14 protein-coding genes and 1 pseudogene are annotated in these 13,771 nt (G+C 39.9%); 8 read left to right on the plus strand and 7 right to left on the minus strand.

All coding sequences use genetic code 11. The features are described from left to right. Window positions 1-255 precede the first annotated feature (255 nt). On the minus strand, window positions 256-1,206 hold the full coding sequence (locus H6G26_RS24870) for an L-lactate dehydrogenase (protein WP_190732176.1): 951 nt from the start codon (window positions 1,204-1,206) through the stop codon (window positions 256-258). Between the two features lie 187 nt (window positions 1,207-1,393). On the opposite strand from H6G26_RS24870, the gene H6G26_RS24875 reads away from it, so the two are divergent. Beyond that, entirely contained in the window at window positions 1,394-1,660 is a 267-nt protein-coding gene (locus H6G26_RS24875; protein WP_190732178.1) for a hypothetical protein, read from the plus strand. A 163-nt stretch (window positions 1,661-1,823) separates the two neighbouring features. Here H6G26_RS24875 and H6G26_RS24880 read toward each other — a convergent pair whose 3' ends face one another. After that, the gene (locus tag H6G26_RS24880; protein ID WP_190732180.1) at window positions 1,824-2,681 is read right to left on the minus strand and encodes an oxidoreductase; all 858 of its coding nucleotides are present in this window, start codon (window positions 2,679-2,681) and stop codon (window positions 1,824-1,826) included. A gap of 516 nt (window positions 2,682-3,197) precedes the next feature. On the opposite strand from H6G26_RS24880, the gene H6G26_RS24885 reads away from it, so the two are divergent. Next, entirely contained in the window at window positions 3,198-3,425 is a 228-nt protein-coding gene (locus H6G26_RS24885) for a hypothetical protein (protein ID WP_190732182.1), read from the plus strand. Between the two features lie 33 nt (window positions 3,426-3,458). Here the strand turns inward: H6G26_RS24885 and H6G26_RS42110 are convergent, their stop codons facing one another. After that, a complete protein-coding gene (locus H6G26_RS42110; RefSeq protein WP_206757555.1) occupies window positions 3,459-3,617 on the minus strand; it encodes a hypothetical protein in 159 nt (52 codons plus the stop codon). Here H6G26_RS42110 and H6G26_RS24890 point away from each other — a divergent pair. Next, window positions 3,616-4,896, plus strand: a complete 1,281-nt coding sequence (locus tag H6G26_RS24890; protein ID WP_190732184.1) for an acetyltransferase — start codon at window positions 3,616-3,618, stop codon at window positions 4,894-4,896. The genes H6G26_RS42110 and H6G26_RS24890 overlap by 2 nt on opposite strands. 128 nt (window positions 4,897-5,024) lie before the next feature. Further along, window positions 5,025-5,657, plus strand: coding sequence for a hypothetical protein (locus H6G26_RS24895; protein ID WP_229562604.1), 633 nt, complete (start codon window positions 5,025-5,027; stop codon window positions 5,655-5,657). 291 nt (window positions 5,658-5,948) lie between these two features. Here the strand turns inward: H6G26_RS24895 and H6G26_RS24900 are convergent, their stop codons facing one another. After that, window positions 5,949-7,085, minus strand: a complete 1,137-nt coding sequence (locus H6G26_RS24900; protein WP_190732186.1) for a cob(I)yrinic acid a,c-diamide adenosyltransferase — start codon at window positions 7,083-7,085, stop codon at window positions 5,949-5,951. A gap of 224 nt (window positions 7,086-7,309) precedes the next feature. On the opposite strand from H6G26_RS24900, the gene fraC reads away from it, so the two are divergent. The 3 genes from fraC (at window position 7,310) to H6G26_RS24915 (ending at window position 9,762) form a co-directional block, all read left to right on the plus strand. After that, window positions 7,310-7,849, plus strand: coding sequence for a filament integrity protein FraC (gene fraC, locus H6G26_RS24905; protein ID WP_190732188.1), 540 nt, complete (start codon window positions 7,310-7,312; stop codon window positions 7,847-7,849). Between the two features lie 61 nt (window positions 7,850-7,910). Beyond that, a complete protein-coding gene (gene fraD, locus H6G26_RS24910) occupies window positions 7,911-8,918 on the plus strand; it encodes a septal junction protein FraD (RefSeq protein ID WP_190732190.1) in 1,008 nt (335 codons plus the stop codon). Window positions 8,919-8,982: 64 nt separating this feature from the next. Beyond that, a complete protein-coding gene (locus tag H6G26_RS24915; protein ID WP_190732192.1) occupies window positions 8,983-9,762 on the plus strand; it encodes an ABC transporter permease in 780 nt (259 codons plus the stop codon). A 69-nt stretch (window positions 9,763-9,831) separates the two neighbouring features. Here H6G26_RS24915 and H6G26_RS24920 read toward each other — a convergent pair whose 3' ends face one another. The 3 genes from H6G26_RS24920 to H6G26_RS24930 form a co-directional block, all read right to left on the minus strand. Further along, complete coding sequence (locus H6G26_RS24920; protein WP_190732194.1) at window positions 9,832-10,488, minus strand: pentapeptide repeat-containing protein; 657 nt, start codon at window positions 10,486-10,488, stop codon at window positions 9,832-9,834. Window positions 10,489-10,905: 417 nt separating this feature from the next. Next, window positions 10,906-12,171 (minus strand): Na/Pi symporter, encoded by a 1,266-nt coding sequence (locus H6G26_RS24925; protein ID WP_190732196.1) that lies wholly within the window; start codon window positions 12,169-12,171, stop codon window positions 10,906-10,908. Between the two features lie 1,207 nt (window positions 12,172-13,378). Next, window positions 13,379-13,672, minus strand: a complete 294-nt coding sequence (locus tag H6G26_RS24930; RefSeq protein WP_190732198.1) for a cupin domain-containing protein — start codon at window positions 13,670-13,672, stop codon at window positions 13,379-13,381. Here H6G26_RS24930 and H6G26_RS24935 point away from each other — a divergent pair. Then, a pseudogene (locus H6G26_RS24935) lies at window positions 13,612-13,743 on the plus strand (AraC family transcriptional regulator); the annotation flags it as partial. The gene H6G26_RS24930 and the pseudogene H6G26_RS24935 sit on opposite strands and share 61 nt — an antisense overlap. Between the last annotated feature and the right edge of the window lie 28 nt (window positions 13,744-13,771).

The following is a 13,771-nucleotide window of genomic DNA, read 5'->3' on the forward strand; positions in this document are numbered from 1 at the left end:
TGTACTATAGCCTTATAATTAGTATCAAAATATCGATTTTGTAACCAAATTTTCCTATTTAAACTTTGTGTACAAATAGAAAAGCCTTTGTATATACTAGCTTTAGGATATGTACGTCTCTTTCAACAAGTAAGTACAAAAGAAAAATAAATCAAAAATACCTATAAAAAAATCAATTACTATAGCCTATTAGAATATATCTACTAAATTAGATAAGCTTATCCCGCATTTAAAACAGGCTATATTGAGTTGATTTTAATTATCCAAAGAATTATAGGCAAGATTAAGTTTGGTGGCTGACTCTTCTAATAAGCGTTGTTCATGAGCATTTCTTGGTAACACCAGTTGGCGCTCAATACCTATTGAGCTAATGATACATGGAAGCCCAAAAACAACTTCAGTCCCAACTCCATAGCTAGAATCTGCTCTCACTGATACTGGAAATATCTGTTTTTCATCTCGCAGGATGGTATCAATTAACTGACAAACTGCTATTGATATGCCATAGCTAGTATTTCCTTTACGTTCAGAAATGTTATAGCCTCGCTTACGGGTTAACTCTGCATACTCTTGGTGAATTTGTTCCAGCGTTTCTCCTTGTGGTATAGGAAATTCAGCTAACCTAATTCCCCCAATAAATGCACTAGACCAAACGACAAATTCACTGTCTCCATGCTCTCCAATCACATAAACATGAACATCAAGTTTTGCAACATTCAGTCGCTTACCAAGTTGATATCTCAGTCTAGCAGTATCAAGAACGGTTCCTGAACCGAAAATTAGGTTTTCTGCTCTTGTGGAACTGGCGATCGCAATCCGTGTTAGTACATCCACTGGATTGCTAACAATAAGCACAATTGAATTCGGTGCAACTCGATCCAATTCTTTCATCGTTGAACGTATGATCTCTGCATTGTCACTCAACGTATCTAATCGGCTCTGTCCACGTTTCGGCTGTACCCCAACAGTTACGACAATTACATCAGAATCAGCTAAATCCTCATACTTATTTGATGGTGTAATCTCCATCTCTTCAAGCAAGGGAATGCTATCTTCAATATCCCATGCTTGCCCCTCAGCTTTTGATAAGGTTCGGTCAAAAAGCACGACTCTTACACATTTACGGAGTAGCACTAAAGCATTTGCTACGTCTGCACCCACATTCCCTGCACCAATGACCCCGATCTTGGATGTTTTGCTACTCATGTCGTATCTACCTTTTTTGTAACTGTTTTTCGCTTTGGGTTAAGAATATAACTGATATTGTCCAAAATCACGCAATTTGGCAATTGAATTGTGCAATCATTCCATCCAACAGTGCCATAAATTAATCCCCCTAGCGATCGCAATTCCCAAAAACTAAGCTTAACCTCTTACTGATAACACCTCACTCATGCCTCCGATAGCCCACATCAGTACAATTTTCGGCAATAAAAGAGAAAAACAAATCAATTGGGAAAGCGATGGACTACGACTGCTAGGGCAAATTCAGCGGAGTTCGACTTCAAACTTCGGCGTAGCTTCAATTAATATGTTGCACACTGACTATATAAAAGTAGAAGTCAAAGCGATCGCTCAAATTATTTCTTTGTTTTTAATGCCTGCTGGCTCAATTGCATTACAATATTTTGGGGCAATGGATCTATTGCAGCATCAGTAGGCAGAGCTTTTATTAAAGCTGTTACCTCTTCTTGAGTTTGATATTTTCGCTGGCTCCAAGCACCAGCCATCTATTTAGCCACTCTACATTCCTATCCTGCCGCTTGGTCTTCAAAATCTTGTATTTAAGCAACAGAATTGACTATTGAGGACGAATTGGAATTTTACCCACCAATTGGGGCAACTACCGCATCTTCATAGGCAGTATTAATTGCGATTTCTTTCCAATCCTCAAATTCTTTGCGCTCGACCGTCCGCTTTTGCTCCCATAAGCTGTAAGCGTCTGAGCCGAGCATTAAACGCAGTGGTGGATTTTCTGATTCAATAGCTTTAATCATTGCCAGTGCTGCTTTTTTTGGGTCGCCTGGTTGTTTTCCATTGCCACCGTAGAGATATTCTCGAATCGGATCGATCACCGCTTTGTAATCATCAATTTCTGTTTCCGGCTGCATATTGGCATCTCCAGCAAAGTTGGTGCGAAACGCGCCTGGCTCGACAATTGTTACATTAATACCGAGTGGTTTGACTTCATCACGCAAGCCTTCAGCAAAACCCTCGACTGCAAATTTCGTCGCGCAGTAGAGAGCAAATCCGCCGATCGAAGCCAAACCGCCAATAGAAGTAATATTGATAATATGTCCAGATTTCTGGCGGCGCATGACGGGTAAGACTGAGCGTGTCATTTCGATTACACCAAAGCAGTTAACTTCAAACTGTTTTCTAATCTGCTCCGATGAAAAACCTTCTAAAGCACCAAGAGAACCAACTCCTGCATTGTTTACTAGAACATCAATACGTCCAAAGCGTTCGATTGCGACTTGAACAGCTTCCTGTCGCTCTTGGGCGTTGGTTACATCCAGCCGAACGGCAATTGCATTCTCTTGGTTTGCTTGTGCCAATTGAGCAACTTGTTCGGGTTTTCGTGCCGTCAACACAACTTTGTCGCCGCGTTCTAAAACCGCTTCTGCTAGAGCGCGACCGAATCCGGTTGATGTTCCAGTGATCAAATAAACTTTGCTCATAAGGCTCTAAAGAGTTAATGGCTTTTGAGTAAGTACAAATACAAACATTGTCAAATCAAACTGACTGAAGGTCAAGTGCAAAGATGTAGCAATCGCTGTTCTCAAGACAGCATAGGCATCATTAGGGGGAACATAAGTGTTGAATTGCAGATGTTACATGAGTTAAAAAAATCTATTCTCTATTTTCTCCCTATACTGATTATCTTTTACTATCAATCTAATTTTATTCCTTAAGATAGATGATTTTTTTATTAAATTATTATTTTTTAGCGCAGTTGTCCATCATAAATTTAATACTATTTTTATTATTTCCATAGATTTTTTCAATAGCTAAAACTCTAGTGTTAAACAGCAAATAAGATTACAATAATTTGTTAATTGCTGGATGTAGCAATTTGTACTTGATTAAATTTGAAAGTTATTAGGTTAGGTAAAGCGAAAAGTTTAAGTATGTCCTGTACCTTTTCGCTTTACCTCACCCAATAAATTTGGCGAACTATTAGGTATCAAGAAATAATGTTGAAACGTCGCACAATACTAGTTGGTTTAGCTGCGCTTGGCTTAACGTTAGCTGTTAGTACACAAGTTAATGGACAATCTACTAGCGGGCCAGAAGCTTGGCAAAGTGTCTACAATGAGGCGGCTGCTGGGGCAACAACGATAGTTACAGTTCCACTTTTGAACACCTTATTATCATCTATCTTGCAAGTAGTCTTAAAATTTGCAGGTTATTGGGGTGGTTAACCCGCATTTCTCATACTCAAACAGAGAAAGAGCCTAAATAAAGACGAGTGCAATGTAATTTTTGAGTAATTCCTGCGGTTGCGATCGCGTTTCGCCCGCTGTAGGCGAGTGCCTGACTATATCTCTTACTTGAAGAGCGCAGATTATCCCATAGCCAAATATTCCAAAAACCGTGAGGAGTTTTCTTTCCATGTTCAAACCTCGCCCAATTTTTAGCGCCTTAGTTGCAATTATCCTAACGTTTGTCATAGGTACACAGATACATAAACAACCCGCAGTTGCTGCTGGTGGGGCTTGTAATCCAACGGCGAATAACCTACCTGTATGTCCAAGCACAGCACCTTCAGAGTCAGCTAGTTTCATTGACCCAACTGCAACAATCACCAATCCAACAAATATTAGCTTGGGCGAAAAAGTCTATGTTGCACCATTTTCCGAGTTAGACGCTACTACTGCTCCCATTAGGATTGCAGAAGATTCTAATGTCCAAGACCAAGTGAAAATTACAGCTTCGGGAACCGGAGTGGAGATTGGGCCACGAGTCATTATGGCACACATGGCCATTGTCAAAGGTGCAGCCAAAATCGGTACTCAAGGCTCAACAGGGCCTTTTACCGACCCGATTAGCAATGCTCAGTTCAACAACGATATTCCAGAGACATTTCTCGCTTTCAACTGTGAAATAGACGGTGCAACTGTACAAAGAAACACGGTAATCAACTTTCTCTCACGGGTTGGCCCTGGTGTTACCTTGCCTTCCGGGAAAGTAGTCCTGCCAGGTAAAAACGTCACAAATAACTTTGAAGCTACTAGCGGCAGTTTGGGGAAAGTGGCAAACCTGACCCAAGCCGACGTTGCATTAATGGAAGGCATTATTGAAGTCAATGAAGCATTTGCCAAAGGTTACACAGAATTAGCTAGAGCAGATTTGACAAACGTACAAGGGATAAATTTCGCTCCAGTCACAGCTTTTAACCCTGGAGGTCTGCCGCAGATAGGTGGGATTGTTACTCGTGATCCAAACTTCCGTAACCGCATCATCGGCAACCTCGTTCTGCAAGATCCTTTAGGGAGCCTTACTGAGAAAATAGGTAATAGAATTTCGCTGCGTGCTGATGAAGGTCAACCTTTTAATGTTGGGTCAATTGCTGGGATGGCAAATGATGTTGTCTTTCACGCATTAGAAACCACTAGTTTGACTCTTGGTAATGGAGTTGGTTATGGGCCTCGCGCTCTAGTTCATGGCGGTAGGCAGGTTGTCAATGGTGTTGCTAATGGCCCTGAAACTAGCATAGGTGATGCCGTAGGGCTAGGGCCGAACTCTGTTATATTCCGCGCCAGCATTGGCAACAGATCAGCAATTGGGCAAAGAAGCGCAGTCTTCAATTCTACATTAGCTCCCAGAACAGAGGTGCGTTCTCGAACAATCTATGCCGACAACGGCAGCATGATTCTACCTGTGGAGTGGTAAGGAGAGACTACTTTCACTCCTATACCAGCCGTGTTCTTAGCTGCTCGTTGTGTAGCGTGGATCTCTTTTATGACGGCTGGTATCTTTTTTCTTGGCTTGTGCCTAAGCAATTAACTTTTGCATAATTTATGAATCTGAAAATCTTGTCGTTAGTGCAATTACAATGCCTACGATTGATGCTGCTGTTAACTTTGATATTTGGGCTGATAGTAATTGTTGATGATGGTTCATCTATAGCTGCACAGAAGGTTGGGCAACCAGGATTTATAAACCCTGTAACTGCTGATATCACCTCCAGTCAGCCTCAAGTGGTACAACCTTCAGTCACCGGACTTGTGTCTACATTGTCGGATGAAGTCGAGGAATTACCAGCTCAGTTAATTCGCTGGTCGACTTACTGGCAACTTTGCTGGGAAGCATATCCTGAAGCTGAAGCATACGAACTGCAAACGGTGCTTATGGAAGGCAAGTCTCCCAAGTTCAAACGACAAAGCGATCGCTGCTTTCGTATACAAGCTGCATCTAATGAAAACCAAAAATCACAAGGATTACTCAACCGTGATTTAATCTTGTTAATGCATAAAATTCAGCTTGGTTATCGAGTGCGAGCTGTCTTAGATAACAACCGCGTTAGTGAATGGTCTCAAGTAATGGCAGTTGGTGCAACTACTACCTCTGAATTGAATGGTACTAATAACACCTGTAATAGCGATTGTGGCACCAAAGATAGCATCGGCAGTCATGAAAAACGGGAAGATTGACAAGAGTCCCCTGAATTAGTTCGTCACACATACTGGTGTTGTTAGTGCAACATGAATGCCTAACTCAATATACAAATCTGAGACAGTAATAGTTATGCTTCCCCTTGAACAATTGTTTTGTCCTTGTTGTACTCCAGCCATATTGCATTTGCTGACTCAATCCGAGCTGACTCAGCACATACTCCAATTAAGAACGGGGTCACTTGCTGCGGCTATCAGAAGGAATCAAAAACAGCAGCAGCTATCTCTATCCGTAGCAGGGCAAACGCATCTAAATATTGACGAGTCTAGCTAAAAATCTACCCCTCGTTTGAGTTCTACACCTTGATTAGCATAGTGTTTATGGCAGTAAACCTCTGAGTGAACGCTAGCCAAGTCGAAGTATGCGGGTGGATTTTGGCAGCGACCAGTAATAATAATTTCGGTGTCGCGGGGTTTGCGGAGCAAAGCTTGGACAATAGGTTCAACAGGGAGTAATTCTAAGTCAACGGTGGGGTTTAGTTCATCAAGAATAATAGTTTTATACAACCCAGAGGCGATCGCAACTTTCGCAATTTCCCAACCCCGTTCGGCTTCTACATAATCTAATTCTTGTCGGGAATTTCGCCAGACGATGGCATCTCCACCACAGCGCTGATGATCCACCACTTCTGGATATGACTGCTGCAAGGCGGCGATCGCTGCATCTTCTGTGTAGCCGCTACCACCTTTGAGCCATTGCATAATCAATACACGGGTAGATCCTGGATGATTGATTCCTCTACCAATTGCTTGTAAAGCTTTGCCCAAAGCACTAGTAGATTTACCTTTACCAGCACCAGTATAAATTTCAATTCCTTCCAGGAAGAGGGCTTTGGCTGTTGGATGGTGATGAGGTTTCATTTCTGAGTGCAAATCTGCAATATCCAGCAACTTTTGCGGTGCGGCGCGTCCGGTGGCAATAATTTCCAACTCTTGGGGTTTGGATTTTAATGTCTTTACTACTTCATCTACTGGTAGTAAACCCAAATCTAGAACGGGGTTAATTTCATCCAAGACGACTACTGAATATAAACCACTCGCGATCGCACCTTTGGCTACATCCCAACCCCGCATCGCTTCATCTCGGTCAAAGGTGGTAATTTCTTCTGGGCCAAAAAATTCCGCTCTTCCAGTGCGAACCTGATCAATTAAATGAGGAAACCCGCGTTGCAAAGCTGCGATCGCGCCATCTTCGTCATAATCACGTTCCGGCCCTTTTAAAAACCGCAGTAGTAAAACGCGGTTAGAATTGCTAGGTGTATTTATCCCCAAGCCAATAGAGCGCAAAACCACTCCTAAAGCCGCTTGGGACTTACCTTTACCTATGCCATCATAGACGTGAATTTGACCAATGAGCCGTTCCTGACGCACTTGCGCCGTGCGAATACCAATACCGTTCCTTGTCATCTCTGGAAATGCTATAACGTGGCAGTCTTTAATCTTACCTAACGTCTTGTAATCTTAGGTAAAGAAACTACTCCTCTAGCGCGACCGTATGATGTATTAATAATATCAATAAAATATCTTGGCACACCAGCATAGTAAAGGATAAGAACAATGTGATAATTTCCCCCATCACCCTCACTATCCCAGTTATACTCTCTACAGTTAACCCTTACCCTTGACCATTTATGCCTGAAAGTTGGATGCTTCCCAGGATTTTTCCTATTGGTGGAATTCTGTTTCACTTTTTATTTGTACTGATTGCCATACCTATCGAAGCGTATGTTTTAAACAATAGACTAAAATTTGACAAAAAAACTAGCATTTTTTATGCCATTTCTACCAATCTGTTTTCTAGCGTAATTGGTTGGTTCATATTTTTTGTATCAGAACCAATGTTGCCAATACAGATGAAATCAGAATTAATTAATTATATGTTATTTAATAATTTTAAATCAGCGAATACACAAACCATAGTGATTTTAACTGCTTGTATAATTTTCTTTGCTACTTTTTTGATGAAATTTTTAATTTTAAGGGTATTACTACTATCATTGAGTGAAAAATTTGCTAAAAAACAAGAGCAACCTCAAACATCTCAACGGCGACGATGGCGTAATTTTAGCAGTGCTAAATTACAAAATACAAATTTAGTGATTACTACATTAATAGCAAATTCTTTGAGTTATAGTGCTATAACTATTATTTTACTTTTTCGTTCAAAATAGCAAGAACTTACTTCATCATTTAAAGGAAGACTATTAATTAATCAGGTGGGGAAGGATAAATATGAATGCGCTACTTAAAGATGTATTTGGGGCTTTTAAATTTGTTGAAAGGCTTTATGCAGGAATTAGAAAGGTATTAATTCCACCCAAAGCTTATTCTTGGCAAACATTTGTTTATTTGAGTGTTTTTTCTTGGATAGTTTCATATTTTGCTATAGGTTATATCAAAGATATAATTGCTTTTTTCGGTTGGTTATTTTTAATTGCAGGCACAGCTTGGTACACAACTGAAGATCCTTTGAGGGTTCCAGGTACTTTTATGCCAGTCGGGGCAGTGATCACTGGATTTTTAGTGAGCGTTTTTGCATTTGGAAATCAAGAGGACGTAATTACACCAAGAACAATCGTTTTTTGGCCAACAATCTCAGCGTTAATTACGGCAATACCAGAGTTTATTGAAGGGAATGATACCGATGCAAAAGCTCGAATTCCTAAACCAGAAGATCGGCAAAGAATCATAGTTTTAGTTGCTAGTAGTATGCTGCTAAGTTGCTGGATTCAGTTTTATTTTGTAATGGATAATTGGTTACGGCAATATCCCAGCTTGGAGGCAGATACTTTCAAAGGTAGTACGATTGTTGTGAGAACAGAAGAACAAGTAAAAATCCCACGAAACGGCGCTGTAATTCTAGAGAGACTTCAACCAATAGTAGTAAGTCAAATAGCCCAAAGACCTTGGTCAGAAGTAGAGAAATGGCTGCTTCCTGAGGAATATCGAGTAGAAACTCTGGGTAGAGAAGTAATTCAAAAGAACCTGGCCAAATATGAAGAGAAGGAACTATGGCGTGTTGAACCGCGTATAGATAATACTAAGTCTGGATATATATTAAATTTATTAAGTATTTGGACAGGCCCAAGTTCTAACCCACGGGGTTATTACTTGCAAAAATCTTGTCGCATTGAACCAGTTGCAGCAACTAGTAATTCGGGCAATAACATTACAGCTGCAGAAATTGAATGCGATCGCGCTAGTAAATTAATCCCTGGAGCACCGCCTCCAAGAAGATGAGGGAGCAGGGGGAGAAGAACTAATGGCTTATGATCAGTGACCAATGACTAATAATTAATAACAAATGGCTATTAACAGAATTTTTTTCCTAGCAAAGAATGTATTTCAGGAAGTGGTACGCGATCGCATCCTATATATTATTGGTTTTTATGCGCTAATACTCGCCATTGCCTTCCGTGTCCTTCCTGAATTTGCAGCAACGACTGAAGGCAAAATGTTTCTAGATTTTGGCATGGCGGCGATGAATGTTATCGGGTTAATTGTGACGATATTTGTTGGTACGGGACTGGTTAATAAAGAAATTGAAAAACGCACTATTTTGGTGCTAATTGCTAAACCTGTCAGCCGCAGCGAAATTATTATCGGCAAATACTTGGGTTTATCCGCAGTATTAGCTGTACTTGTCGCCACAATGACAGCAATTTATCTGGTATTTCTGAAATTTGGTAACATTCCTCATCCAACTACGAGCATTTTAATTGCTGCAATTTTCTTATTGTTGCAGTTATCATTAATCACTGCTGCGGCTATTCTCTTCGGTGTTTTTAACGCTTCACTGCTAGCAACTGTTTTAACCTTTGCGGTATATTTAATCGGAAATATTACCCAAGATTTAGTAGAACTTGGTCGTCTGAGCCGCAACCCTGGTATGGAACGTCTAACTCAAGGTTTGTTTCTCATCTTGCCAAATTTATCTCGATTAGATTTGAAAAATGATGCCGTTTATGGTCTGCAAGCACTACCTGACGCAACTGCACTGATTACAAATGCTAGCTATGGCTTACTTTATAGTGCCATGTTGTTAGCGATCGCTATTTTTATCTTCTCACAACGTGAGTTTTAGTCATTGGGCATTGGAGCAAATAGAAAGTTCTTCTCTCGTAACAAATGACAAATGACAAATGACTATTGACTAATAAATAACTATCTGAGGTTGCTCAATTTTGCCATCAGGCATGATAGTATCCCGCAGCTTTGCATAAATCAGGTTTGTCTCCCAAAGGTTTGCTTTACTCAAGTTTGCCTTGGTTAAATTTGCCCATGTTAGGTCTGCACCAGTTAAGTTAGCCTCAGTTAAATTAGCTTCTAGTAGTTTTGCTCCACATAGCTTTGCTCTTGTGAGATTTGCTCTAACTAAATTAGCTTCAATCAGCGATGCTTCAATTAATTTGGCTTCGCTTAAGTCTGCTTCTCTCAAATCCACATCGCATAAAGAAGCACCCCAAAGATTACTACCTGTGAATTTCGCCCGCCATAAGAAAGTTCCGCACAAATTTGCTCGTGTTAAATCAGCATTAATCAAATTAGCTTCGCACAAAGATGCTTCATATAAATTAGCTTCACGTAGGCTAGCTTGCATCAAATTTGCACCGCTTAAATTAGCACGAGTGAGGACACAGCCACACAAACTTGCATTACGCAAATCTGCTCCTATGAAGTTAACACCACTTAAATCAATTCCTTTCAGGTCGATTCCACGCAAGTCACATCCACTGAAATCTCGGCGCTGAAAATATTTATCTGTGATTTGACTTAATATAAATTCCTGTTGATCAGCATAATTTTTCATGGTATTCACCTCTGGGTGTAATTTATCTCAAAGGTCAGTGTGATAGTTACCGTATATTGAGAGTACACCGCAAATGGAGATTAGCTCAGTAAATAACCAGAAAAAAATTCCTAATAAATCGCTAAGAACTTGAAAATACGTTTTTTAAGTGGTTTTTAAAACAAAAAATGCTGACATAGGTCAGGAAACATTGATAAGTCAAGTAGAATTAAGTTGTCGGTAAGAATAACTTAAACTATGTGTTTGATAGTGTAATAAATATTTAAATTAATTCATTGAAAGCGGCGGAAAAGTCCATCCCCAGGTGTCTGTAGAGGGATAGTCGTCCCGTCGCTTGGGGCATACATAGGGCATTGGTACCTTCTTCCCCATGCCCAAAAACTCCACCCACAAGGGGGTGGAGTTTTTCATAGTTTACTATGACCCTTTTACCCTTTCTGCCTGCCGATTTTGGTTTTGTCTATCAGGGATGAGTCGCTCCAATGCACGGGCAATCCAGGGCAAAAATGCGATCGCTAGCGTCACTCCCAGCACGTTAAATATTAATTGGGCATTTGCAATTTGGCGGGCAATATCATCCCCTGCACCCGCTAACTGAGAAATCCATTGGGCAAGTACTGCCAATTGACTGGCAAATAAAATTCCTACAGCAGCGCAAACAAGGTTAAATAATAAATGAAAAATACCTGTGCGTACTGCCGGGCGATCGCGTCCAAATGTCGCTACCAGTGTGTCAGCACAAGTGCCAACTTCAGCACCCAGCATTAACGCCACACCTGCGGGTAATGAGATTAATCCTTGACTAGCCAAAATAATAATAATCGCAACGGTAGCAGAGGAAGATTGAACTAAGACTGTAAACAGCGCCCCAACTCCGGCACCTAACAGCGTGTTGTTCCCCAACGTTTCCATCCATTTGATAAATGGCTTGTAGTCCTTGAAAGGTTCCATTGCGGTTTCAATTGTATCAAGTCCGAAAAACAGCAAGCCGATGCCAAGAATAACTAATCCAATTTGCTTCCAGCGTTCTTTCTTACCCAAAAGAATTAGTAATAAACCAACAAACATTGCGATTGGCGCATACTCGCTAATTTTAAAAGCAACTATTTGAGCGCCAAGAGTTGTGCCAATATTGGAACCCAATACCACGCCCAGAGATTCTACAAATGACAGCAAACCAGCACTCACCATTGCAATCACAATAATAATTGTCACTGAGGAGGAATCTAATATTGTTGTCGCCACCGCGCCAGTTGCTACTCCAGCATAGCGATTGGTGGTGAATTTGCTAATTAGACTTTTGGCGCGATCGCCTGCGATCGCTTCTAGCCCTTCAGCCATTCGTGTTACACCATACAAAAACAGCACTAGCCCCGCCAGCGCCCCTGTGATGATTTTGAAAATATCTAATACCTGTCCTTCTCCTTTAGACTCAGTGCTTTTACCCTGTTGACTATTTTTCGTTGCTTCCCCAGAATTCTGAGATTGCTTATTGTTTTTCTGTTGTGCTTCTTCTACTCCAGCAGGAATCTGAGCATTAACACTAATTTCTAAAGGTGCTAATGGCCCATCAATCCAATGCAAATTCTTTCCTAAGATAGAAGGGGTAACAATAAAAGCTGCAACTACAATACTCAAGATGAAACCGACCAACACTCTTTTTAAACTTTTCGTTAAGAACATAATCTTTGCTCTAAAAACTGTTATTTTTTGAATCATGAATAGTGAATAAAGAATTAATATGTCAAATCTTGAGAAGCCAAACAGCAATTTTATGTCTTGTACAACAAGTATCAAGCTAATTTAAACTTGCTTAACCCTAACGGCAAGCAAGATATATAATACGTAATTTATTTATATATAAACAATCTCAGAAATTGCTTCATCACTAAACATTCAAAATTTACTATTCTTTTAACATTGATGACTTGCATCTTAAGAAAGAGATTAATAAGTAGATGTCACCCTTTAATGAAGATTTAAACTCAATTTAAACAAACATTAATACTTAACGCAATTAGGACAAATGTTGTAATAAAAATTGTAGCGTTAATCATTCCAAATGAAAGTTTTACTGTTTGCAGTGCTAAAAAATTACTGATTTTAGAGAGGTTTTTGCTTGGGTGCAGTACATTTTTGACTTCTCTCCTCAAAGGAGGAGGCTTTGATTCTTACTACTCAACGCTAGTAGGGAGGGGGTTGGGGAAATGCACTTTTTTAAACATGGGATGAGCTTAAAGGGATCTAGAACTTTTGATGCCGACAAGAGGACTTTTAAATCTTCTTACGTGATCGCAACTTTAAAACCAGTTAATAACGAGATTACCAAGATAAGGCTATGTCTACGATGGGCTACGCCTATGCATTTTAAAAGCAGTACTAATTGTATCTTAATTATTAATAATTAAAGAGGTTCTAAAAATTATTTTGATATTTGTTCAGGTATTCATCCTATGCACATAATTTAAATTTGATTGCAAATGTAGCCGAAATAAGGTTATTCTGTAAAATCTTTATATGCTAAATTATAGAGAATTAGCATCTGCAATTTTGTCACCATTGTAACTTTGCAGAATTTACTTTCAGCTTCTAAGTAATAAAAATCTTTATGAGTAGCTTAGTCTTATTATTAATTGGGTTAGGAACTTTCTTCTTTGCTTTGAGGAGTAAAGAAGAAATTCATCGCATTGCGACTATGGTAACTGGGACAATTTTTCTGATTTGGGGATTTGCTCTAGCCCCTTTGTCATTTCAATTAGCATTTGAGATAATCTCAGTTTTAGCCACTTTCTTTGTTTGTATGCGATGTTTAGGTTGTGGTTTAAACCAAGATTGATTTTCAACTTGATCAAGTATTAACTTCCTAAATATTTGCTCTTTTTGAACATTCCTACTTGTTAAAATTATCTCTGTTGATGGAATCTGTACCTTTTGCCGGAACCTGTAAAACTTCTCCTGCACGCAATACTTTGATATTTCCTTTCTGTCCGACTTTCATCTCCAGTGAGCCACTCAAGACCTCAAAGATTTCTGTCTTAGTATCGTGGTAGTGCAGGGGGCTACCTTGCGATCCCGGTGGCAGTTCAAAATAGAATTTTACATACTCACCATTAGTATCATCAGTTGAGCAAAGAATCTTCATGCGATGTGGCATTTTTGCTAGGCTTTTCTGAACCAAGCGCATTCCACCGCGCCTTTAAGCGATGGACAGGAAAAACCCCACAAGCATACAGGTCACTTCACTATAGCAGTTGATTGTCATTAGTCATTTACAGAGAACAAA

The organism is Nostoc sp. FACHB-888 (assembly GCF_014696655.1).
Lineage (GTDB): Bacteria > Cyanobacteriota > Cyanobacteriia > Cyanobacteriales > Nostocaceae > Nostoc.